We start from the raw sequence: 20,205 nt of genomic DNA, 5'->3' as shown, positions 1-20,205 counted from the left end.
GCGGCTAGCAAAGCGGTCTCGTGTCGGCAATGGCCGGCGAAGGGGCTCCTGTCACTGATATTCGATGTTGACCGTAAAGCTGCCGACATATTGGCCGGGCGCTTGGTTGGCGCCCACCACCAACGACCCGCCGACGGAAAAGGCGAACGAACCATTCGTGCTGGAGATGGTGAACTGGCGCGGGGTGGTCGTCAGCGGGGTCACCGGGTTGGCGGCCATCTGGAAATTATTGACCGTCATCCGCGCATTGCTGGCATTGGCTAGCGTGATGCTGTTCGTCGTGGTCGAAATCAGCACCGTCTGACCGGGCCGGCCCATGCCGACGAATTGCGCTGCGCGAACACTCCCGCCGACCAACGTCGGCGCGCTGCCAAAGCCGAAATTGACGTTGATCGAGCGCACCCCGGCGGGACTCACAGTGACCGTAGCGCCGCGTTGCCCGGCCGTGATCTGTCCGAAATCGAGCGGGCCTGAGTTGACGAGCGTCAGCGGCCGCGTGACCTGTGCCTGCGCCCGACCGGTGCGCGCGAACGCCCCGGACGACGCCAGCAACATCAGCACGGTCGCCGACGCTAGGCCGTCACGAACCGCACGGCGCAAGGCCGCCGGACGCGTCGCGCCCGCCTTGTGTGGTCTGGTCCCCATCACGCATCGAGGGTTAGCCGGCAGTGCCGCAAGACTCGGTTCAGCGACATGGTTAGCCCGGCGTTAACTGGCCGACACGGTTTGCACTGGAACCCGAGGCGAGTATCCACACCGCATGAAATCGTCATCCGACCTTGCGATCGTCATCGACCAGCTCTCAAAAACCTACAAAGGCGGCAAACGCGCGCTCGATGGGGTGTCATTGTCGGTGCCGCGCGGCAGCATCTACGGCTTGCTGGGTCCCAACGGGGCAGGGAAATCGACGCTGATCAACATCCTGTCGGGGATGGTGATGAAGACCAGCGGGCGGGCGAGCATCTGGGGTTTCGACATCGACGAGCACCCGCGCAACGCCAAGGCGTCGATCGGCATCGTCCCGCAGGAGATTGTCTTCGACCCCTTTTTCACGCCCTTCGAGACGCTGGAATTGGTCGCCGGACTCTATGGCGTGCCCAAAGCGCGTCGGCGTTCGATGGAGCTGCTGGCAGCGGTCGGGCTGGAGGACAAGGCGCACGCCTATGCCCGCACACTCTCGGGAGGGATGAAACGGCGCCTGCTGGTGGCGAAGGCGCTGGTGCATGCCCCGCCGATCGTGGTGCTGGACGAGCCGACGGCCGGGGTCGACATCGATCTCCGCCAGCAGCTCTGGAACTACGTAAAAAGCCTCAACGACGAAGGGGTGACGGTGGTGCTGACCACCCATTATCTCGAGGAAGCGGAGCAACTGTGCGATCGCATCGCGATCATCAATCACGGCCGTTTGATCGCCGACCAGCCGACTCGCGACCTCGTCGGAATGGCGCGGGAGAAAGCGGTTGTGCTGACGCTCGAGCCCGGTGCGACCGTAGCGCTGCCAGAGGGGGGCGCGTTCGAAAAGGTCGAGCAGACCGGCGAGCGCGAGATCACCATCACCTACAACAAGGATCGCGCCAACGCGGGCGATGTGCTGGCGATCGCTCAGTCGGCGGGGCTGAAAGTCGTCGACGTATCGACGCGCGAAGCGGACCTTGAGGACGTATTCCTGGGTCTCACTCGCGCTTCATGAAAAAGGCCCCGCCGCAGCGCGGCAGGGCCTTCGTCACAACCGATCGCTTCTGTCAGAGGCGATTGCGGCCGTTGGGATCCGTCGGATCGGCAGTGCCGGGACGACCGACCGGGTCCGCATGGGTGCGGGTGGTGGTCGTGTGATGATGCTCTTCACGCTTGCCGCGACCGAGCAGGCCTGCAAGGCCGAGCAGGCCAAGGATTCCCCACTGGAAGCCGTCGCGCCCTTCCTGCGTGGTGGTTTCGGTCGTGCGCGTCGTGTCGGTGGTCGCGTCTTGCGCGATCGCCGGAGCTGCCGCCATCATCGCTGCCCCAACCGCGGCCATGGTGAGCTTGTTCATTGGATACCCTCCCTTTTCCCGACCGGACCGGTCGTTAAAGTTGCGAACCGGTTGTAACGCGGTTGGTTCCAGATACGAAACGGTTATGGGCAGGCCGATGTTGCATGATGTGGTGATCATCGGTTCGGGTGCAGCCGGGCTGACTGCGGCGCTGAGCCTCGCCGAAAAATGTCGCGTCCTCGTTCTCGCCAAGGGGGCGTTGAGCGACGGATCGACCGCCTGGGCGCAGGGCGGCATCGCGGCGGTGCTCGACGCGGGCGACACGTTCGACAGTCATATCGAAGACACGATGGTCGCCGGCGCAGGCCTCAACCACCGCGACATCGTCGAATTCGTGATCGAAAGCGCCCCCGCGGCGATCGAGCGGCTGGCCGCGCTCGGCGTGCCGTTCAATCCGGGCGCGGATGGCGAAGGCGTCGCCTTTGGCGAGCGCTGGCACCTGACGCGCGAAGGCGGGCACTCGCACCGGCGCATCGTCCATGTCGACGATGCGACCGGGTGGGCGGTGCAGCATGCGCTTGAGCGCGCAGCGCACGCCAATCCCAACATCACGCTGCGCCCCGACATTGTCGCGATCGACCTCATCACCTCGCGGCACCAGGAGGCTTATTCGGGCGCCGGCAACGTCTGGGGCGTTTACGGTTACGATAAGGCGAGCGGCAGGGTGGAGGCCTTCACCGGGCGAGCGACGCTGCTGGCGACGGGCGGGGCGGGGCGCACCTACCTGTTCTCCACCGCGCCGCGCGGGGCGACCGGCGACGGCATCGCGATGGCGTGGCGGGCGGGCGCGCGGGTCGCTAACATGGAATTCATGCAGTTCCACCCGACCTGCCTCTACAACCTCGACGTCAAAAACTTCCTCATCACCGAAGCGGTGCGCGGCGAAGGCGGGCGGCTGATCAATCCCAAGACCGGGCATCGCTACATGCCCGACTATGATCTGCGGGCGGAACTGGCGCCGCGCGACATTGTGGCGCGCGCGAACGATGCGGAGATCAAGCGCGACGGGCTCGATTACGTCCATCTCGACATCAGCCACCAGCCCGCGGATTTTGTGAAGGGGCACTTCCCCAACATCTACGAAAAGCTGCTCGGGCTCGGCATCGATATTACGCAGGCGCCGATCCCGGTCGTGCCAGCGCAGCATTACACCTGCGGCGGTGTCGTGGTCGATCGCAACGGACGCACCGACCTTCCCGGCCTCTACGCCGCGGGCGAGTGCACCATGTCTGGGCTGCACGGCGCCAACCGGCTGGCCTCCAATTCGCTGCTCGAATGTTTTGTGTTTGGCGAGGCGGTGGCGCGCGACATCATCACGCGCTTCGACGAATTGCCGCCCCCGCCGCCGGTGCGCGGGTGGGACGAAAGCCGCGTTAGTGAACCCGACGAGGAGGTGATCGTCGCGCACAACTGGCGCGAGCTGCGGCGCTTCATGTGGGACTATGTCGGCATCGTCCGGACAACCAAGCGGCTCGAGCGCGCGATGCACCGCGTCGAACTGCTCAGTCGCGAGGTGGACGAATATTACGGCAACGTCCGCGTTACCCCCGACCTCATCGAACTGCGCAACCTGGTCGAGGTCGCCAGGCTGATCGTGCGCTCGGCGCTCGCGCGCAAGGAAAGCCGAGGGCTCCACTACACGCTCGACTATCCCGGGCTGCTGCCGGTCGCCGAGGATACGGTGCTGACGCCGTAAGCCTGCCGTAGCGTCCGCGGCGTGCGCCCTTGCCAAGCGCGGCCCGATCCCGTCCACTCTTCCTGGTGATCCGCCGCGAACAGGCGGGCGCGTGGGAAGAGAGAGCAACGCATGATCGACCAGCAGCTCGCCGACACCATCGTCTCCCCCGAAGCCTATCAGGCGGGTGAGCCGATCGATGCGGCGTTTCGACAGATTCGGCGCGACACCCCCTTCGCGCAGGCACAGCCGCGCGAGTTCGACAAATTCTGGGTCGTCTCCCGCCACGCCGACGTGATGGAGGTGGAGCGCCGCGCGAGCGACTTCCTCAACGGGCCGCGCAGTTCGGTCGTCTCGAACATGCAGAACGAGGCGGCGGTGCGCTTCCTCACCGGCGGTGAAGGCAACCTCATCCGCAGCCTGGTCGCGGTCGACGGGGCAGAGCACAAGGCGCTGCGCGGCGTGGTCTTTCCGGCGATGACCCCCGCCGCGGTGCGCCAGCTCGAAGCGCGCGTACGCACGATCGCCAAACAATATTTCGACGACATGCTCGCCCGCGCACCCGAATGCGATTTCGCCGAGGAGATCGCCTTTTGGTACCCGTTGCGGGTGATCATGGGCGTGCTCGGCCTGCCGGAAGAGGACGAACCCTACCTCATGCGGCTGACGCAGGAGCTGTTCAGCGCCGGCGAGTGGCTGATGCTGCCCTACCACTCGGCCAACCGCGACGAGGATGTGTTCGACGATCCGTTCGAGTTCCGCATCGACCGCCAGCCCAACCGCCACGTCGCCTTTGGCTATGGCCCGCACGTCTGCCTCGGCCAGCACCTCGCGCGGCTGGAGATGCGATTGTTCTGGGAGGAGCTGTTTCCGCGCATGAAGCGCGTCGAGCTAACCGCGCCGCCGCAGCGCACGCTGTCGAGCTTCGTCTGCGGGCCAAAGCATGTCCCGATCCGCTTCGAGGTGGCGTGATGGAGCCCTATAAGGTCTGGCAGTGCCTCAACTGCGGCTATGTCTATGACGAGGAAGCCGGCGACCCGCTCGAAGGCCTCGCCCCCGGTACGCGCTGGGCGGACGTGCCCGATGACTGGATCTGCCCGCAATGCGGCAGCGGCAAGGCGGATTTCGAGATGGCTGAGGTGTGACGCACCTCCTCCTCGCACTTGTGAGGAGGGGACGGGATCAAAGGATGACCATGCCGCACTGGGGCGACTTTCAGAATCTGATCTACGCTGCGGGCACGCGGGGCATTCTCCCCCGGCTGCCGGTCGATGCCAAAACGCTGCGCGCACGGGCGGAGGCGGCGATGCCGGCGCATGTGCTGAACTATGTGCAGGGCGGCTGCGGCGATGAGCATACGCAGGACGAAAATGTCCGCGCGTTTCACCACTGGGGCATGGTGCCGCGCATGCTGGTCGACGGATCGACCCGCGACGTGGGAATCGAGCTGTTCGGGCGCCGCTACGACACACCGATCTTCATGGCGCCGATCGGGGTCAACGGCATCATGACCCCCGACGGCCACGGCGACCTCCATGCCGCGCGGGCGAGCGTGGCGACCGGTGTACCGCTGATGCTTTCGACGCTCGGCAACGATTCGCTCGAGCGTGTGGCGGAGGAATTGAAGGGGGCGCCGGCCTTCTTCCAGCTCTACACGCCGCGTGACACCGAATTCGCCGAGAGCCTCATCATGCGCGCGGAAGCGGCGGGCTATGCGGCGCTGGTGGTGACACTCGACACCTGGGTCACCGGCTGGCGCCCGCGCGACCTCAACGCCAGCAACTTCCCGCAGCTCCGCGGGGCGGTGCTCGAGAATTACTTCAGCGATCCCGTCTTCCGCTCGAAGCTCGCCAAGCCGCCGCAGGAGGACCTGGCCGCGGCGATCATGCTGTTCGGGCAAATGTTCGGGCGGGTGCTGACGTGGGACGACCTTGCCTGGCTACGCGGCGCGACCAAGCTGCCGATCGCGCTCAAGGGCATCTGCCATCCCGACGACGCGCGTCGCGCGGTCGATGCGGGCGTCGATGCGATCTACTGCTCCAATCATGGAGGGCGGCAGGCAAACGGCGGCATCGCGGCGATCGACATGCTACCGGGCGTGGTCGCGGCGGCGAGCGATACGCCGGTGCTATTCGACAGCGGGGTGCGCTCGGGTACCGACGTGGTGAAGGCGCTGGCGCTCGGCGCGCGGGCGGTCGGGATCGGCCGCCCCTACGCCTGGGGCCTCGCGCTCGAAGGGGCGGAGGGCGCCGCGCACGTCCTGCGCTGCATCCTCGCCGAAGCGGACCTGTTGATGGCAGTCAACGGCATGCCGACCATCGCTGACGTGCGCGCCGCAGGAGCGGTGCGCACCGACCGCGCCTAGCGCCGCCGCAGGGCTGACACGCAGGCGGCGACGTCGGTGTCCAAGCCTTCGCGGGTGCGCGCATCGACGTGGGTGACGGTCGGCGCCGCGCCATCGCGCACGGGGTAGAGGTAGGCGTCGAGGACGCAGCCGGGCCCCACCCACTGAAGCTTGCGCGCAGGTCCCTCCGCCACGTCGAGCCTGGGCGATCCGAACGCAGCGGAGAGGGCGGCGGCGTCGCTTCCGGTGAGGCCGCTCGCGGTGCCCCGCGCGGTGGGGAGGGCCGGCGCGCGATGGAGATTGCCCGCGGGGCGGTCGGCGGTGCGGCTCGGCACCCCTGCGCTCGACCGCGCCGGCGGGATGGCGCTCCCCCCGGCGCAGGCCGAGAGCGCAAGGGCGCCGACGCTGACGGCGGCGATGGCGGACAAGCGAGCGTGTTGCGTCATGCGCTCTGTCTAGCGTGCCCATCCGGCTCTCGCAAAATCCGCCCCACCCCCCTATCCTGATCGTATGGCAGACGAACTGGGCGAAGTGTTCGGCGCGCGGCGCCGTTCGGCCGATGTGGCGGGCGGGATGCGCGATTTCATCCATTATGTGCGGGCGGACCGCCCCCATCGCTGGCCCTTGCTCGGGCTGTCGATCACCATCGCCGGCCTCGTCATGTGGGGCATATTCCGGCAGGAAGCCCCGCGCGCGGAAGGGCCGCGGGTGGTCTATTTCGACAGCTGGCGCGCCGACCGCAGCGAATTCGATGTTCGCCGCGACTGGCTGAACCGCGCGCTCGTCGACAATGAAAATAATCGCAAGCGGCGCGCAGCTTACGGCGCCGTCGGGCGTGCAATCGGGCAGAGTTACGACCAGCAGGCGGCGGACACCGAATTCGACGACGCCCGACGCGAGATCGAGCGGCTCATCGCGGAGAATGACGCCGCGCAGGCGCGAGGCGACGCCGCGCCGCCGCCGCTGCCGCGCCGTGCTGCCGACAACGCGACTTCAACGGCCGCCGCTGCACCCCCGCGCCCGTGACAGCAGCGCCGGAAGACGCGCGTTGGATGGCGGCGGCGATAGCGCTTGGGCGCCGTGGGCTCGGCACGACCGGCGCCAACCCCGCCGTCGGCTGCATCATCGTGCGCGATGGCCGAGTCGTCGGACGCGGCTGGACCCAGCCCGGCGGTCGTCCCCATGCGGAGGGCGTGGCGCTGGCGCAGGCGCTCGACGCGGTGCGCGGCGCGACCGCCTATGTCACGCTCGAACCCTGCGCGCACCGAAGCGAGCGCGGACCGGCCTGCGCCGCTGCCCTCGCGGAGGCCGGGGTTGCACGCGTCGTTGCCGCGCTGACCGACCCCGATCCCCGCACCAGCGGCGGCGGGTTCGATCTGCTGCGCGCCGCCGGTGTGGAGGTCGCGGCCGGAACCGGCGAAGGCGATGCGCGCGAGGCGCTCGGCGGGTTCCTTACCCGTCAGACGCTGGGGCGCCCGCGCGTCACGCTCAAGCTGGCGACGAGCCTCGATGGTCGGATAGCGCTCGCCACCGGGGAGAGCCGCTGGATTACGGGCGACGTTGCTCGCGCCCACGCGCATCGTGTGCGAGCGGAGATGGACGCTATCCTCGTCGGGCGGGGCACGTTCGAAACCGACGCACCGCGGCTCGATGTTCGCCTGCCGGGCGTCGAGCGTCTGCCGCTACGACGTCTCATCCTCACGCGCCGGCCTCTGCCGGGCGGTGCTGCCGGCTGGGAGCGTCTGGAGGGTGTGGAGCAGTTGCACACGCTGGTTGGGGTGAATGACCTGCTGGTGGAGGGCGGCGCTGGCGCTGCTGCGGCGTTCGTCGCCGCCGATTGCGTGGATCGCCTCCTCCTGTATCGGGCGCCGCTCCTGATCGGCGGGGACGGCGCGGCGGCACTGGACGCGATCCGGCTCGCCAACCTGTCCGCGGCGCATGGACGCTGGCGGTTGGTCGAAGCGAGAAATCTTGGCGATGATCGCATGGAGCTTTACGAGCGCCGCGCAGATCTGGGAGCGAACGGATGTTCACTGGCATCGTAACCGACATCGGGACCGTCCGCAGCGTCGAGCCGCGCGGTGACCTCAGGCTGACCATCGGCACCGGTCAGCCGCTTGATACGGTGGCGATTGGGGCGTCGATCGCGTGCTCGGGCACCTGCCTCACCGTCGTCGACAAGGGCGATGACTGGTTCGCGGTCGACGTGAGTGCCGAAACGGTGGCGCGCACCGCGCCCGACATGTGGCGCGAGGGGGCGCGACTGAACCTCGAACGCTCGTTACGAGTCGGCGATGAACTCGGGGGCCATATCGTGACCGGCCACGTCGACGGAGTCGCCGCGGTGGTTGCGATCGACCCGGTCGGCGACAGCCGCCGGGTGCAGCTACGCGTCCCGGCCGCGCTCGCGCCGTTTGTGGCGACCAAGGGCTCGATCGCGCTGGATGGCGTGTCCCTCACCGTTAACGAAGTGGCTGACGCAGCGGACGGTGGTACGACGCTGTCGGTCAACATCATTCCGCACAGCTGGGACGTCACGACGCTTGCCGACTGGCGGGTCGACCGACAGGTCAACGTCGAGATCGACACGCTCGCGCGCTATTTGAAGCGGATGAAGGACGTGCTTAAAAGTTGACAATGTGATTCATTGGTTGGCGGTCACACCAGACTGTGATAGTTCTCTCCAATGGCTACCGACCTTATCTCGCGCGTTCGCGGCCTCGTTGCTGACGGCGAAGTCACGAAATCCGGTCTCGCTCGGGCTGCGGGGCTGCATGCCAACAGCCTGCGCGACCTCGACGCGCCCGGCTGGAACCCGACCGCCGAGACGCTACGCAAGCTGGAGGACTGGCTCGCCTACGGCAGCGATGCCTCGCCAATGGCGACGCCCGAGGAAATCATCGACGAGGCGCGCAACGGGCGCATGTTCATTCTCGTCGACGACGAAGATCGCGAGAATGAAGGCGACCTCGTCATTCCGGCGCAGATGGCGACGCCCGCCGCGATCAATTTCATGGCCATGCACGGGCGTGGGCTGATCTGCCTGGCCCTCTCCAAGGCGCGCTGCGACGCGCTTGGGCTGGAGGCGATGAGCCGGTCGAACGGCACCGTTTACGAGACCGCCTTCACCGTATCGATCGAAGCGCGCGAAGGCGTTACGACCGGCATCAGCGCCGCCGATCGCGCGCGCACCATCTCCGTTGCCATCGACGCATCGCGGCAACGCGAGGACATCGTCACACCGGGCCACGTCTTTCCGCTGACGGCACGCGACGGCGGCGTGCTGGTGCGCGCCGGCCACACCGAAGCCGCGGTCGACATCAGCCGCCTCGCGGGGCTGAACCCGTCGGGCGTGATCTGCGAGATCATGAACGAGGACGGGTCCATGGCCCGGCTCGACGATCTCATCCCCTTCGCGCGGCGGCATGGGCTGAAGATCGGCACCATCGCCGACCTCATTGCCTATCGCCATCGCAATGACAGTCTGGTCGAATGCATCGCCGACGAGCCGTTCGAGAGCGATTACGGCGGGGACTGGCGCTTGAAACGCTATCGCAACCGGGTCGATGGCGCGACGCATCTGGTGCTGCAAAAGGGCGCGGTGGACCCCGACGGGGTGACGCTGGTGCGCATGCACGCCCTGTCGGTCGCGCATGACGTGCTCGGGGCGCCGGGACCGCGCAAGCGGCGGCTCCAGCGCGCAATGGAGGCAGTCGGGAGCGCGGGCAGTGGCCTGATCGTCCTGCTCATGCCCGCCGGCGATCCGGGCGCGGCGCCGCCCGCACCCGCCCCAGCGACCCGCGACGGGGCGTCGGTGCCCGCCAACATGGACCTCCGCAGCTACGGCATCGGGGCGCAGATCCTCGCTGACCTGGGCGTTCACCGAATGGAATTGCTAACCCCGACCCACACCAATCTCGTGGCGCTGGAAGGCTACGGGCTTGAAATCGTGGGCGAACGTTCGATCCCGGGTGAGACGGTCGAGGGAGCACGCTGATGGCGAAGGTGCTGATTGTCGAAGCACGTTACTATGCGCACCTCAACGACATGCTGCTCGCCGGGGCGCGGGCGGCGCTGGAGGCGGCGGGCCATTCCGTCGAAGTGCTCACGGTGCCGGGCGCGCTCGAAATCCCCGGCGCGATTTCGCTGGCGAGCGAGGGCGGGGCGTATGATGCGTTCGTTGCCCTCGGCGTGGTGATCCGTGGCGAGACCTATCATTTCGACATCGTCGCCGGCGAGAGCGCACGCGGCATCATGGCGCTGACGCTGGACGGCCTCGCGGTCGGGAACGGCATCCTCACCACTGAAAACGAAGCCCAGGCGATCCGGCGTGCCGACCCCGCGCAGCTCGACAAGGGCGGCGACGCGGCGCGCGCAGCGCTGGCGCTGATGCAGGTGCGGGAACGCTTCGCCTGAGTTTCACGAGAGGCCCAGACGCCCCGGGCCCGCGGATCACGCGACGCCGACATCCTCGACGCCGGCGCTGTTGTGGCGCAGCGCCCGCAGCACCGTTTCGACGATGTGCGGCGCGTTGAGCCCGGCGTCGTCATACTGTTTGTCGGGCGCGTCCTGGTCCTGGAAAAGGTCGGGGAGCCGCAGTGTCCGGAGCTTCAGGCCTGCGTCGATCAGCCCGGAATCGCTGGCCATCGTCAGCACGTGCGCGCCGAAACCGCCGACGGCGTTTTCCTCGACCGTCACGCACACCTCATGCGTGGTAAGGAGCTGGCGGATCAGCGTTTCGTCCAAAGGCTTGGCGAAGCGTAGGTCGGCGACCGTGGTGCTGAGGCCCTTAGCATCAAGCTGGTCGGCCGCCTTGAGCGCCTCGCCCAACCGGGTGCCAAGCGACAGGATCGCGACCTTCTGGCCCTGACGAACGATGCGACCCTTCCCGATCTCGAGTTGCTCGGGCGTCTCCGGCAGCGCCACGCCGGTGCCGCCGCCACGCGGGTAGCGGAACGCAATCGGCCCGCTGTCATGGAGAGCGGCGGTGTAGGTCATGTGCACCAGCTCCGCCTCGTCCGAGGGGGCCATCACGACGAAGTTGGGCAGCGTGGCGAGGTAGGTGACGTCGAAACTGCCCGCGTGGGTAGCGCCATCCGCGCCCACCAGCCCCGCGCGATCGATGGCGAAGCGGACGGGGAGGTTCTGAATCGCGACGTCATGCACGACCTGGTCGTAGGCGCGCTGGAGGAAGGTGGAGTAAATCGCGCAAAAGGGGCGCAGACCCTGCGCCGCAAGTCCGGCCGCGAACGTCACCGCATGCTGTTCGGCAATGCCGACGTCGAACGCGCGGTCGGGGTGCGCCTGGGCAAAGCGGTCGACGCCCGTGCCCGACGGCATCGCGGCGGTGATGGCAACGATGCGCGGATCGCTTTCCGCGAGTTTGGCGAGCGTATCGCCAAAGACATTTTGATAGGCGGGGGGACCAGCGGGGCCCCTTACCTGTTCGCCGGTGACGACGTCGAATTTCTGGACGCCGTGATATTTGTCGGCGCTCGCTTCGGCCGGGGCATAGCCCTTGCCCTTCTTGGTGACGACGTGGACGAGACACGGCCCATCTGCCGCATCGCGCACATTTTCGAGCACCGGGATCAGATGGTCGAGATTATGCCCGTCGATCGGACCGACATAGTAGAAGCCCAACTCCTCAAACAGGGTGCCGCCCATGGCCATGCCGCGGGCGAATTCGTCGGTCTTGCGGGCCGCCTTGTGCAGCGGCTCCGGAAGCTTGCGCGCGAGCCGCTTGAGCGCATCGCGCACGCCGAGGAATTCCCTGCTCGACACAATCCGCGAAAGATAGGCAGACAGCCCACCGACCGGCGGCGCGATCGACATGTCGTTGTCGTTAAGGATGACGACGAGGCGATTGCCGGCTTGGGCGGCATTGTTCATCGCCTCATAGGCCATGCCGGCGGACATCGACCCGTCGCCGATCACGGCGATTGCCTTCCCCGGGGCGCCGGTCAGCTTGTTGGCGATGGCAAAGCCGAGCGCGGCCGAAATGCTGGTCGAGCTATGCGCCGCACCGAACGGGTCATATTCGCTCTCGCTGCGCTTGGTGAAGCCCGACAGCCCGCCGCCCTGGCGCAGCGTGCGGATGCGATCGCGGCGGCCGGTCAGGATCTTGTGCGGGTAGCATTGGTGCCCGACGTCCCACACCAGCCGGTCGTCGGGCGTGTTGAAGACGTGGTGGATGGCGACCGTCAGCTCGACCACGCCCAGCCCCGAACCGAGATGCCCCCCGGTCACGCCGACCGCGCTGATCGTTTCGTGTCGCAGTTCGTCCGCGACCTGCCGCAGCTCTTCCTGCGACAATTTACGCAGGTCGGCGGGCAGGTGAACCTGGTCGAGCAGCGGGGTCGGGGAAGCCTCGGTCATGTGCTAGGCGCTATCCTGCTCAAGGCGGCCTGTCGAGTTCACGCGTCGGCTGCCGCGCACGCCGCGCACCGTCCGTGCACTTCGATGACCGGGCGCGTCGGTCGAAATCCGCTTTCGCGCGATGCGGCGCGCACGTCGTTGGCCAAAGCATCGTCGTCGATATGCGCGACCGCGCCGCAGCTCTCACAGATCAGAAAGATGCAATCGTGCACGCAGCCGGGATGGCTGTTGACCATGAACGCGTTCGCGCTTTCGATGCGGCGGGCAAGGTTGTTCGCCACGAACAACGCGAGAATGCGATAGACGCTGTTGGCCGCGATGCGACGACCCGCGCGATCGGATAGCCTTGCGGCGATGTCATAGGCGGAGGCGGGGCGCGTCTGTGCGGCAAGCTCGTCGAAGACGTTAGCACGCATTTGCGTCCACTGTTCGCCCGCGCTCTCCAGCGCGCGCCGTGCCGCCACGGTCAACGCGCGTCCGTGAGCGTGGTGGTCGTGATCGAGCGCGGCAGGCATGGCCGCAAGCTAGTGCCGCCGGTGCCGGCTGCCAAGCGCTTCAGGCGGCCGCGGCCTTTCGCGACGTACGCAGGTTCAGCACGTGGGCAAGCGCCAGCAGCGCGGCGCCGGCGAGGGTCAGCAGCGTCTCCCACATCGGACGGTCGTGCGGTGCGATCAGCGCCAACGCCATCAGCGCCAGCCCGGCGACGCCGAGCTGGACCACCCGCAGTGGTCGGCCGGCACTGATGCCAAACCACAGCGCGCCGCCTCCGATCAGGATGGCGAGGACGAGGCCGATCTGATGCACCTCATGCCCACCGAACATCGCCCCCACACTTGCCAGCGATGCCACCAGCAAGCCACCGAGGGTGCAGTGCACGGCGCAGGCGAGCGACAGGAAGACCCCGGCACGATCAAACCATCGGTGGTGATGAGTGGCGGAGGGGCGCATGCGCGTTATCTAGAGCGGACAGCGCGATGTTACAACATATCATTTGTGCGCTCCACGACATTGTACCTAGGTCACCCCCAAAAGGGGGTAGAAACCGCAATCCCGATTGTTCATATTGCCGGCAACTGCCGACGTTATGCGCAGGGCAGTTCTGGCAGGGCCGACGTGGCCTGTGAATTTTGGGGGTTCGAATGTCCGAAGAATCGAAGCTCGACCGCCGGTCTTTCCTGGGCCGCGTGATGGGCGGCGTCGCCATTGCCGGTGCGGCGACCGTCCTCGGCGGGACGGCTGCGCGCGCGCAGGTGTCGGACAGCGATCCCACCGATGCGGCGGGTCGTGGCCGCACGGGGCGGACGGATAGCGATCCGACCGACGGGGCCGGGCGCGGCCGTGGGTCGGGAACCGGGCGCAGCGATAGCGATCCGACCGATAGCGTGGGGCAGGGCCGCACTGGTCGCACCGACAGCGATCCCACAGACGGCGCTGGTCGCGGTCGCGGCGGCAACCGTGGCCGCACGGACAGCGACCCGACCGACGGCGCGGGCCGCGGCCGCGGAACGCATAACGGGCGCAGCGACAGCGATCCGACCGACTCGGCGGGCCAGGGTCGCACGGGTCGCACCGACAGCGATCCCACCGACGGCGTGGGCCGCGGGCGTCCGGGTTAACGGCAATCGAACGCTGCGCGCCGTGACGGTGCGCAGCGATTCGATCAAAAGGGCGAGCGCGAAGGATCGCGTCTCGCCTTTTCTATATCCGGCGTCCAAGATGTTGCGGCGCCGCGGGGGGAGGGGCATGCTCGATCACGCAGACTGGCACCGCGATCCGCTGGCAGCCTTGTTGGGCCGGGCGGCGGCGGCGCGCTTCCTCGAGGAAGTTTACGAGCGGGACTGGCTGGTCGTCCGTGCTGCCGAAGCGGGCGCAGCCAGCGACCGGTTTCGCTCGCTCGTCAGCATTGCCGAGATCGATCGGATCGTCACCGGCACCGACCTCAAGGAGGGCGACCTGCTGCTCGCGGACGCGAGCCGTGACGATGGCGTCGCCGACAGCGCTTATATCGATGATCAGGGTTGCATCGACCGCGGCGCCGTGGCGCAGCATTATCGGCTGGGCGCGACGGTCATCATCAACCAGGGGCAGCGGCTGGTGCCGGCGCTGGGACGGCTGTGCCAGGGCCTCGAATGGGCGCTGTCAGCGCACCTTCAAACCAACCTTTATCTGACGCCGAGCGACGCGCAGGGCTTTCCGACCCACTTCGACAATCATGATGTGTTCGTGATGCAGGTCGAGGGGGAGAAGCTGTGGCGGCTTTACAATGTGCCGCTCGACACGCCGTATCGCGGCGAACGCTATCATTCCGGTCGCCACATAAAGGGCGAATGCGTCGCCGAGTTCACGCTGCGCGCGGGCGACGTCGCCTACGTGCCGCGCGGCCTGATGCATGACGCTGCCACGTCCGGCACGGAAGCCAGCCTGCACATCACCGCCGGTGTGATCAGCCGGACCTGGGCCGACCTGGTGCTCGAGGCGGTGTCGGAGGTCGCGCTGCGCGAACCCGCTTTTCGCCGCAGCCTCCCGGCCGGCTACGCTCGCCCGGATTTCGACCGGACTGAGGCGCGCGCGACGCTCGCGGAGCTCGGGGGAACTCTCGCGCGCGAAATGCGGCTCGATCCGGCGATGGACATCCTGTCGGACAGCTTTCTCCGGACCCGCGCGGCATTTAACGACGGGACCATCCTCGGCGCGCGCGCGGACGTGGCCGAAGCCGAGTTTGCCCGCGTGCCGCATGTCCTCGTCCGCCTGGAGCGCGAAGATGCCGGCGAGCATCGTTGGCGCCTGCTCGCGCCTGGCGGGGTGCTGTGGTTCATCGCCGACAGCGGCGCGGCGCTGACGCGGGCGCTGGACGGGCGTCCGTTTCGCATCGCGGACCTCGACTATGCGCATGGGGAGGCGCTCGCGCGTCGCCTGCTGGCGTACGGGATCGTGCACAAGGTCTGACTTGCGGACGCGCGCGCAGAGTCCGATAGCGGGCCGATGCTCGCTCCCCCACGTTCGCACAGCATTGCCGGGTCGGACACGCGCCAGCTGCGTTCGATGGTCCGGTGGCTTTATGTCGTCGCGGCGCTGATCGTGATGATGGTGATCGTCGGCGGGATCACGCGCCTCACCGAATCCGGCCTGTCGATCACCGAATGGCGCCCGATCACCGGCGTCGTGTTTCCAATCAGCCAGACCGACTGGGAACATGCGTTCGCGCTCTACCGCACGACGACGGAAGCGCAGACCGTCAACGCGTCGATGACGCTCGACGAATTCAAGTTCATCTTTTTCTGGGAGTGGGCGCATCGCCTGCTGGGGCGGCTGATCGGCGTCGTTTACGCCCTGCCGCTGCTATGGTTCGCGGTTCGTCGGGCAATCCCGCGCGGCTACGGGGTGCGGCTGTCGGCTCTGTTGGCGCTGGGCGGTCTGCAGGGCGCGGTCGGCTGGTGGATGGTTTCATCGGGACTGAGCGGGCGGGTCGACGTCTCTCACCTGCGGCTCGCGGTCCATCTTTCGTTGGCGCTGATCCTGCTCGGGGGGATCGTGTGGACCGCCCGGGACCTCGCGGAGAAGGCACGCGACGAGGCTGCGCACCCCGCCCTGCTGACGCGGGTCACGGTGATAACGCTGACGATCCTGGCGGTGCAGATCCTCTGGGGAGCGTTCGTCGCGGGATTGCGTGCTGGCTACGCGTTCCCCACCTGGCCGCTGATGGGCGATGAATTGTTTCCGTCGGGCACGCCCATGCTGCCCAATGCGCTCGCCGACCTGGTTCATAATCCGGTGGTCGTGCAATTTGCGCATCGCTGGTGGGCGGTGGTGGCCTTTGGTGCGATGATCTGGCTTGGCGTGCGCGCCGTTCGGGCCGGAGGCCGTGCCGAAGGGCGCGCGCTGCACGCGCTCGTCACCCTCCAATTCCTGCTCGGCATCGCGACCTTAACGTCGGGCGTCGCACTGTGGATTGCCGTCGCTCACCAGGCGTCGGCCGCGCTTTTGGTCGTGGCGGCAACGACCTCCGCGCACCGCATCGGGCAACGGTAACTAGATACCTGTCGTGGAAGCCGCAGGAGACTTGATCTTTTTACGCCATCGCGTAGAGGCGCCTGCAACGTCGCTCGGGTGACCGGGTGGCGATTGTTATGCTGAGCGGTCTGCGTTGCGCGGCCGCTCCCTTGTTCGAGGACCCTTCGATGAAGGCGCTGACCAAGACGACGCGATCGGCGAACGCCGCGACCGTCGACAAGAAATGGGTGCTGATCGACGCGGACGGGCTGGTGGTCGGCCGCGTCGCGACGATCGTCGCCAACCTGCTGCGCGGCAAGCACAAGCCGGATTTCACCCCGCACGTCGACAATGGCGATCACGTCGTCATCATCAATGCGGACAAGGTTCGGTTCACGGGCAACAAGCTCAAGACCAAGACCTATTACAAGCACACCGGCTACGTCGGCGGCATCAAGGAAGTGACCGCGGACAAGGTGCTCGCCGGCCGCTTCCCGGAGCGCGTGCTGGAAAAGGCGGTCGAGCGCATGATCCCGCGCGGCCCGCTCGGTCGCCAACAGATGCGCAACCTGCGGATTTATGCCGGGGACACGCATCCGCACCTCGCGCAGAACCCTGAAACTCTCGACGTCGCGGGTATGAACCGCAAGAACAAGGTGGGTGCGTAATGGCCGATACCGTCAACTCGCTCGCCGACATCGGCACGATCGCCACCGGCACCGACGAGGCGCCTGCCGCGCCGGTGCAGACCGCGCCGCTGCGTGAGCAGCAGATCGACAAGCAGGGTCGCGCCTATGCCACCGGTCGCCGTAAGAACGCCATCGCGCGCGTCTGGGTGAAGCCGGGCACGGGCAAGATCGTCGTCAACGGCCGCGACCAGGAAATCTATTTCGCGCGTCCGACGCTGCGCCTCGTCATCAACCAGCCGTTCGGCGTTGCCGGCCGCGATGGTCAGTATGACGTGGTCGCGACGGTCAAGGGCGGTGGGCTTTCCGGCCAGGCCGGCGCGGTCAAGCACGGCATCGCGCAGGCGCTGTCCCGTTACGAACCGGCGCTGCGCGGCGCGGTGAAGGCCGCGGGCTTTCTCACCCGCGACAGCCGCGTGGTCGAGCGCAAGAAGTACGGCCGGGCCAAGGCTCGCCGCAGCTTCCAGTTCTCGAAGCGCTAAAACACGGCGATTTCGCAAGTTTCGGAAAGGGGGAGGGGTGGCAACACTCCTCCCCCTTTTCGTTGGAGATCGGCCGCTCGGCGTGGTTCATTGTTTGGCCAGTCATCCGCATTAGGTTGGCGGTCATGGCCTATGGGGATAGCAGCGACGGCGGCGTGCGGACGGTCGCACTGGCAGCATCGCTGGCCATTGCGGCGCTAATCGGCTGGGGGCTGGTCAACGGCATCCGGATGCCGACGCCCGGTGAGTTGGTCGAAAGCTTGCGCGCGAGCACCGTCAAGGTCGAGCCACCGCCGCCGCCGCCGCCGCCTCCGCCGCCGCCACCACCTCCCAAGCCGGAAAAGCGGGCGGACCCCCGCCCACCGCGCAAGGAGGCTGCCGCCGCGCCCCCGGCGAAGAAGGCGACGCCGCGCGAGGTCGTCGCCCCGCCGCCGAAGCTGAAAGTCGACGCGCCGCTGGCAGCCCCGGTCAGAGGCTCCAGCGACGCCAACAGCGCGGGCGCTGCCAGCGCGGGCACCGGCACCGGGGCGGGCGGCGTCGGTACTGGCACAGGCAGCGGCGCGGGGGGCAGCGGCGATGGCGGGGGCGGCGGTGGAGGAAGCCGCGTCATATATCGGTCGGGGGCATTCACCGAGCGCCAGTTGCCGCGGGAATATCGCCGCTTTCAGGGCACCGGTGACACGACCGTCCGGTTGCTGATCGACCCGTCGGGGCGAGTCAGTGGTTGCAGCACGTTACGGTCGAGCGGTCAGCCGGAACTCGACCGTATCACCTGCGAGCTCATCACCCAGCGCTTTCGGTTCGAACCCGCGCGCAACGGTCGCGGCGAGCCGATTCCGGGCGCCTATATCTGGACCCAGCGCTGGTGGCGCGAGTGACGCGGCAGCGCGTCCGCTCTCAACTCGTGGTCGACGGCGCCGCGCGCGGGGCAACGGGTTCCCCGGGGCGCACCTGCGAATCCTCGGGCACGTCAGGGATCTGCATGTCCTCGGTCGGCGGGTTTTCGCCGTAGGTCCGCACGCGCACGTCGACGATGCCGTTCGCGATGCGCAGTTCGTTGAAGGATGGGGGTGTCGAGCGGATGCGCTGTGACAGTGTGCCCGCCCCAATCATGCGAATCGGGCCGTTGGCGGTTTCTCGCATCAGGTCGAACGCGTCGTGGACGTGACCCGACAGCACCGCGGTAACGCCAGCGCCCGCGAGCGCTGCGAGCGCGCGCTTGCCCCCCGCGGTGAGCGCCTGGCCGCGCGTCCCCGCCTCCTCGAGCGGATGGTGCGCGGTGATCAGCGTGACGCGCTGTGGGTCGGGCGGCAGTTTCGCGAGCGCATCCATCGTCTTGGCGAGGGCCTTGTCGCCGACCGCGCCCTTGGACCAGTCGAGCCGCCATTGCGCGCGCGCCGTGGTCTTAAGCGGGACGATGGCGAGCCCCTGCAATTCGATCTCGCGTTCCACCAGCCGCTCAATGCGGCGGATGCGCTTGTATGGGCGGGTGAAGCGTTCGAGCGGGTTAAAATAAGGGAGGTCGTGGTTGCCAACCTCGACCGTCGCCGGCGCCTTCAATGCGGCGATCCAGTCCCCCGCGGCGTCGAATTCGCGCTGGCGCGCGCGCATGGTGAGGTCGCCGGTGATCGCCAACGCCTCGGGCTTCTCCCGCTCCACGCAGGCGGCGAACCAGTCGAGCGCGGCGCGGTCCTCACAACCGAAATGAAGGTCGCTCGCGTGGAAAAGTCGGATCATGCCGGCGCGGTAGCATCGCTTTTGGTGGCGACAAACTGCAACGGCGACGTGCGCGCGCGCAGGACGAGCGGGGTCCCCGCCTCACCGCGCTCGCCATCGACGAGCAAGCCGACCGTGCCCGCTTGCGAATTGATCGTGACCTCGGTGCAGGAGCCCAGGTCGTCGTGGGGGCCGTTGCGAAAATCGCCACCCATCCAGGCAAATCCGTGGCTGAGGAGATCGCCCGCGCCGTCCGCACTGTAGCCCATCAGGTCGAGCCGCCCGTCGACCGGCTCGACATAGATCGCGGGATACGTCCGATCGCTGCCGGCAACGAACACCTGGTGCCCCTGAAATGTCTCGCGCACCGCGCGAGGGATCGCTTCGAGGAGGCCGCCGATGTCGCGGCGGCGCAGCACCTCTCGCACGTCCCCCCAGGCCGTGGTCGGCCCGACGAACGCCCCGACGAGCCCAGTGATGTCGAGCTCGGGATCATCACTTTCGAGCACCGTCACCGACTGGCTGCGATCGGGCGTCGAAAGTGCCCTCGCAACGATCTCGGCGGGATCGGCGTCGTCGCCGTGGAGGCGTCGCGCCAGCAGATTCATGGTCCCACCCGGCAGGACCAGCACGCGGCCCGGCCACTCCCCGATCCTGGCGCAGGTGCCGTTGATGGTGCCATCGCCGGTATAGATGGCGAGCATGTCGACCCCCGCGGCCTCCAGCGCCTCGCGGGTTGGCAGTTCATCGTCGGGCAGCGACACGACCTTGGCGAGCGTGCCGCCGTGCTGCTGGGCCGCTTCGAGGACTTGCTCGATGATCGCCTCATCGAAGCTGCCGCTCGCACGATTCACGATGAGCCAAAGCTGTGTCATGGTGCGACTGTGCGGGCCTGTGGAGCGCA

General features: G+C 67.6%; 24 protein-coding genes. 16 read left to right on the top strand and 8 right to left on the bottom strand.

The genetic code is table 11. The annotated features are described in order from the left end of the window. Positions 1-51: 51 nt before the first annotated feature. Entirely contained in the window at positions 52-645 is a 594-nt protein-coding gene (locus tag ACRYJK_RS06775; protein WP_482666779.1) for a DUF4402 domain-containing protein, read from the bottom strand. A 115-nt stretch (positions 646-760) separates the two neighbouring features. On the opposite strand from ACRYJK_RS06775, the gene ACRYJK_RS06770 reads away from it, so the two are divergent. After that, positions 761-1,690 carry an ABC transporter ATP-binding protein gene (locus tag ACRYJK_RS06770; RefSeq protein WP_482666778.1) on the top strand — a complete coding sequence of 310 codons (930 nt, stop codon included), beginning with the start codon at positions 761-763 and terminating at the stop codon, positions 1,688-1,690. 52 nt (positions 1,691-1,742) lie between these two features. Here ACRYJK_RS06770 and ACRYJK_RS06765 read toward each other — a convergent pair whose 3' ends face one another. After that, complete coding sequence (locus ACRYJK_RS06765; RefSeq protein WP_482666777.1) at positions 1,743-2,030, bottom strand: WGxxGxxG family protein; 288 nt, start codon at positions 2,028-2,030, stop codon at positions 1,743-1,745. Positions 2,031-2,127: 97 nt separating this feature from the next. On the opposite strand from ACRYJK_RS06765, the gene nadB reads away from it, so the two are divergent. The 4 genes from nadB to ACRYJK_RS06745 all read left to right on the top strand — a co-directional run bounded on the left by nadB (position 2,128) and on the right by ACRYJK_RS06745 (position 6,070). Further along, positions 2,128-3,726, top strand: coding sequence for an L-aspartate oxidase (gene nadB / locus ACRYJK_RS06760; protein WP_482666776.1), 1,599 nt, complete (start codon positions 2,128-2,130; stop codon positions 3,724-3,726). A gap of 111 nt (positions 3,727-3,837) precedes the next feature. Then, positions 3,838-4,677, top strand: a complete 840-nt coding sequence (locus ACRYJK_RS06755; RefSeq protein ID WP_482666775.1) for a cytochrome P450 — start codon at positions 3,838-3,840, stop codon at positions 4,675-4,677. After that, positions 4,677-4,850, top strand: a complete 174-nt coding sequence (locus tag ACRYJK_RS06750) for a rubredoxin (RefSeq protein WP_482666774.1) — start codon at positions 4,677-4,679, stop codon at positions 4,848-4,850. Before ACRYJK_RS06755 ends, ACRYJK_RS06750 begins: the two co-directional genes overlap by 1 nt. A 44-nt stretch (positions 4,851-4,894) precedes the next feature. Beyond that, a complete protein-coding gene (locus ACRYJK_RS06745) occupies positions 4,895-6,070 on the top strand; it encodes an alpha-hydroxy-acid oxidizing protein (RefSeq protein WP_482666773.1) in 1,176 nt (391 codons plus the stop codon). Here ACRYJK_RS06745 and ACRYJK_RS06740 read toward each other — a convergent pair. Next, on the bottom strand, positions 6,067-6,495 hold the full coding sequence (locus ACRYJK_RS06740; RefSeq protein WP_482666772.1) for a hypothetical protein: 429 nt from the start codon (positions 6,493-6,495) through the stop codon (positions 6,067-6,069). The two genes, ACRYJK_RS06745 and ACRYJK_RS06740, sit on opposite strands and share 4 nt — an antisense overlap. Positions 6,496-6,559: 64 nt before the next feature. On the opposite strand from ACRYJK_RS06740, the gene ACRYJK_RS06735 reads away from it, so the two are divergent. Genes ACRYJK_RS06735 through ribH form a run of 5 tightly spaced genes read left to right on the top strand, consistent with a single transcriptional unit; the run spans position 6,560 to position 10,465 of the window. Further along, positions 6,560-7,075 (top strand): hypothetical protein, encoded by a 516-nt coding sequence (locus tag ACRYJK_RS06735; protein ID WP_482666771.1) that lies wholly within the window; start codon positions 6,560-6,562, stop codon positions 7,073-7,075. 26 nt (positions 7,076-7,101) lie between these two features. After that, positions 7,102-8,094: a bifunctional diaminohydroxyphosphoribosylaminopyrimidine deaminase/5-amino-6-(5-phosphoribosylamino)uracil reductase RibD gene (gene ribD, locus ACRYJK_RS06730; RefSeq protein ID WP_482666770.1), complete on the top strand. Its 993-nt coding sequence runs from the start codon at positions 7,102-7,104 to the stop codon at positions 8,092-8,094. Then, a complete protein-coding gene (locus tag ACRYJK_RS06725; protein WP_482666769.1) occupies positions 8,076-8,684 on the top strand; it encodes a riboflavin synthase in 609 nt (202 codons plus the stop codon). Before ribD ends, ACRYJK_RS06725 begins: the two co-directional genes overlap by 19 nt. Before the next feature lie 51 nt (positions 8,685-8,735). Then, complete coding sequence (ribB, locus tag ACRYJK_RS06720) at positions 8,736-10,046, top strand: 3,4-dihydroxy-2-butanone-4-phosphate synthase (protein ID WP_482666768.1); 1,311 nt, start codon at positions 8,736-8,738, stop codon at positions 10,044-10,046. Then, positions 10,046-10,465 carry a 6,7-dimethyl-8-ribityllumazine synthase gene (gene ribH, locus ACRYJK_RS06715; RefSeq protein ID WP_482666767.1) on the top strand — a complete coding sequence of 140 codons (420 nt, stop codon included), beginning with the start codon at positions 10,046-10,048 and terminating at the stop codon, positions 10,463-10,465. The genes ribB and ribH overlap by 1 nt, the downstream gene beginning before the upstream one ends. A gap of 36 nt (positions 10,466-10,501) precedes the next feature. On the opposite strand, the gene dxs is transcribed toward ribH, so the two are convergent. From dxs to ACRYJK_RS06700, 3 genes are read right to left on the bottom strand one after another with little or no spacing between them, the layout of a single operon-like run. Further along, positions 10,502-12,427: a 1-deoxy-D-xylulose-5-phosphate synthase gene (gene dxs / locus ACRYJK_RS06710; protein WP_482666766.1), complete on the bottom strand. Its 1,926-nt coding sequence runs from the start codon at positions 12,425-12,427 to the stop codon at positions 10,502-10,504. A gap of 38 nt (positions 12,428-12,465) precedes the next feature. Then, positions 12,466-12,942, bottom strand: a complete 477-nt coding sequence (locus tag ACRYJK_RS06705; protein ID WP_482666765.1) for a Fur family transcriptional regulator — start codon at positions 12,940-12,942, stop codon at positions 12,466-12,468. Between the two features lie 40 nt (positions 12,943-12,982). Then, positions 12,983-13,375: a MerC domain-containing protein gene (locus ACRYJK_RS06700; RefSeq protein WP_482666764.1), complete on the bottom strand. Its 393-nt coding sequence runs from the start codon at positions 13,373-13,375 to the stop codon at positions 12,983-12,985. A gap of 191 nt (positions 13,376-13,566) precedes the next feature. Between ACRYJK_RS06700 and ACRYJK_RS06695 the strand changes: the two genes are divergently transcribed. The 6 genes from ACRYJK_RS06695 to ACRYJK_RS06670 all read left to right on the top strand — a co-directional run bounded on the left by ACRYJK_RS06695 (position 13,567) and on the right by ACRYJK_RS06670 (position 18,463). Beyond that, on the top strand, positions 13,567-14,043 hold the full coding sequence (locus ACRYJK_RS06695) for a hypothetical protein (protein WP_482666763.1): 477 nt from the start codon (positions 13,567-13,569) through the stop codon (positions 14,041-14,043). Between the two features lie 127 nt (positions 14,044-14,170). Beyond that, complete coding sequence (locus ACRYJK_RS06690) at positions 14,171-15,373, top strand: cupin domain-containing protein (protein ID WP_482666762.1); 1,203 nt, start codon at positions 14,171-14,173, stop codon at positions 15,371-15,373. A gap of 36 nt (positions 15,374-15,409) precedes the next feature. Beyond that, on the top strand, positions 15,410-16,456 hold the full coding sequence (locus tag ACRYJK_RS06685) for a COX15/CtaA family protein (protein WP_482666761.1): 1,047 nt from the start codon (positions 15,410-15,412) through the stop codon (positions 16,454-16,456). Between the two features lie 149 nt (positions 16,457-16,605). After that, on the top strand, positions 16,606-17,085 hold the full coding sequence (gene rplM, locus ACRYJK_RS06680) for a 50S ribosomal protein L13 (RefSeq protein WP_482666760.1): 480 nt from the start codon (positions 16,606-16,608) through the stop codon (positions 17,083-17,085). After that, positions 17,085-17,585 carry a 30S ribosomal protein S9 gene (rpsI, locus tag ACRYJK_RS06675; protein ID WP_482666759.1) on the top strand — a complete coding sequence of 167 codons (501 nt, stop codon included), beginning with the start codon at positions 17,085-17,087 and terminating at the stop codon, positions 17,583-17,585. The genes rplM and rpsI overlap by 1 nt, the downstream gene beginning before the upstream one ends. 125 nt (positions 17,586-17,710) lie before the next feature. Continuing rightward, positions 17,711-18,463: an energy transducer TonB gene (locus ACRYJK_RS06670; RefSeq protein WP_482666758.1), complete on the top strand. Its 753-nt coding sequence runs from the start codon at positions 17,711-17,713 to the stop codon at positions 18,461-18,463. 19 nt (positions 18,464-18,482) lie between these two features. On the opposite strand, the gene ACRYJK_RS06665 is transcribed toward ACRYJK_RS06670, so the two are convergent. Both ACRYJK_RS06665 and ACRYJK_RS06660 read right to left on the bottom strand, forming a co-directional pair. Further along, entirely contained in the window at positions 18,483-19,322 is an 840-nt protein-coding gene (locus ACRYJK_RS06665) for a metallophosphoesterase family protein (RefSeq protein WP_482666757.1), read from the bottom strand. Further along, entirely contained in the window at positions 19,319-20,176 is an 858-nt protein-coding gene (locus ACRYJK_RS06660; protein ID WP_482666756.1) for a diacylglycerol/lipid kinase family protein, read from the bottom strand. The genes ACRYJK_RS06665 and ACRYJK_RS06660 overlap by 4 nt, the downstream gene beginning before the upstream one ends. Between the last annotated feature and the right edge of the window lie 29 nt (positions 20,177-20,205).

This window comes from Sphingomonas sp. BLHR8, assembly GCF_056821725.1.
This window is presented reverse-complemented; position numbering and strand designations above follow the sequence as displayed.

Coding starts and splice junctions, on each gene's coding strand:
- ACRYJK_RS06755 (WP_482666775.1), top strand. CDS start 3,838: ATGATCGACCAGCAGCTCGCCGACACCATCGTCTCCCCCGAAGCCTAT.
- ACRYJK_RS06725 (WP_482666769.1), top strand. CDS start 8,076: ATGTTCACTGGCATCGTAACCGACATCGGGACCGTCCGCAGCGTCGAG.
- ACRYJK_RS06660 (WP_482666756.1), bottom strand. CDS start 20,176: ATGACACAGCTTTGGCTCATCGTGAATCGTGCGAGCGGCAGCTTCGAT.
- nadB (WP_482666776.1), top strand. CDS start 2,128: ATGTTGCATGATGTGGTGATCATCGGTTCGGGTGCAGCCGGGCTGACT.
- ACRYJK_RS06705 (WP_482666765.1), bottom strand. CDS start 12,942: ATGCCTGCCGCGCTCGATCACGACCACCACGCTCACGGACGCGCGTTG.
- ACRYJK_RS06750 (WP_482666774.1), top strand. CDS start 4,677: ATGGAGCCCTATAAGGTCTGGCAGTGCCTCAACTGCGGCTATGTCTAT.
- ACRYJK_RS06690 (WP_482666762.1), top strand. CDS start 14,171: ATGCTCGATCACGCAGACTGGCACCGCGATCCGCTGGCAGCCTTGTTG.
- ACRYJK_RS06740 (WP_482666772.1), bottom strand. CDS start 6,495: ATGACGCAACACGCTCGCTTGTCCGCCATCGCCGCCGTCAGCGTCGGC.
- ACRYJK_RS06695 (WP_482666763.1), top strand. CDS start 13,567: ATGTCCGAAGAATCGAAGCTCGACCGCCGGTCTTTCCTGGGCCGCGTG.
- ACRYJK_RS06665 (WP_482666757.1), bottom strand. CDS start 19,322: ATGATCCGACTTTTCCACGCGAGCGACCTTCATTTCGGTTGTGAGGAC.
- ACRYJK_RS06670 (WP_482666758.1), top strand. CDS start 17,711: ATGGCCTATGGGGATAGCAGCGACGGCGGCGTGCGGACGGTCGCACTG.
- ACRYJK_RS06765 (WP_482666777.1), bottom strand. CDS start 2,030: ATGAACAAGCTCACCATGGCCGCGGTTGGGGCAGCGATGATGGCGGCA.
- ACRYJK_RS06735 (WP_482666771.1), top strand. CDS start 6,560: ATGGCAGACGAACTGGGCGAAGTGTTCGGCGCGCGGCGCCGTTCGGCC.
- ribH (WP_482666767.1), top strand. CDS start 10,046: ATGGCGAAGGTGCTGATTGTCGAAGCACGTTACTATGCGCACCTCAAC.
- rplM (WP_482666760.1), top strand. CDS start 16,606: ATGAAGGCGCTGACCAAGACGACGCGATCGGCGAACGCCGCGACCGTC.
- ACRYJK_RS06775 (WP_482666779.1), bottom strand. CDS start 645: ATGGGGACCAGACCACACAAGGCGGGCGCGACGCGTCCGGCGGCCTTG.
- dxs (WP_482666766.1), bottom strand. CDS start 12,427: ATGACCGAGGCTTCCCCGACCCCGCTGCTCGACCAGGTTCACCTGCCC.
- ACRYJK_RS06700 (WP_482666764.1), bottom strand. CDS start 13,375: ATGCGCCCCTCCGCCACTCATCACCACCGATGGTTTGATCGTGCCGGG.
- ACRYJK_RS06685 (WP_482666761.1), top strand. CDS start 15,410: ATGCTCGCTCCCCCACGTTCGCACAGCATTGCCGGGTCGGACACGCGC.
- ACRYJK_RS06770 (WP_482666778.1), top strand. CDS start 761: ATGAAATCGTCATCCGACCTTGCGATCGTCATCGACCAGCTCTCAAAA.
- rpsI (WP_482666759.1), top strand. CDS start 17,085: ATGGCCGATACCGTCAACTCGCTCGCCGACATCGGCACGATCGCCACC.
- ribD (WP_482666770.1), top strand. CDS start 7,102: ATGGCGGCGGCGATAGCGCTTGGGCGCCGTGGGCTCGGCACGACCGGC.
- ACRYJK_RS06745 (WP_482666773.1), top strand. CDS start 4,895: ATGACCATGCCGCACTGGGGCGACTTTCAGAATCTGATCTACGCTGCG.
- ribB (WP_482666768.1), top strand. CDS start 8,736: ATGGCTACCGACCTTATCTCGCGCGTTCGCGGCCTCGTTGCTGACGGC.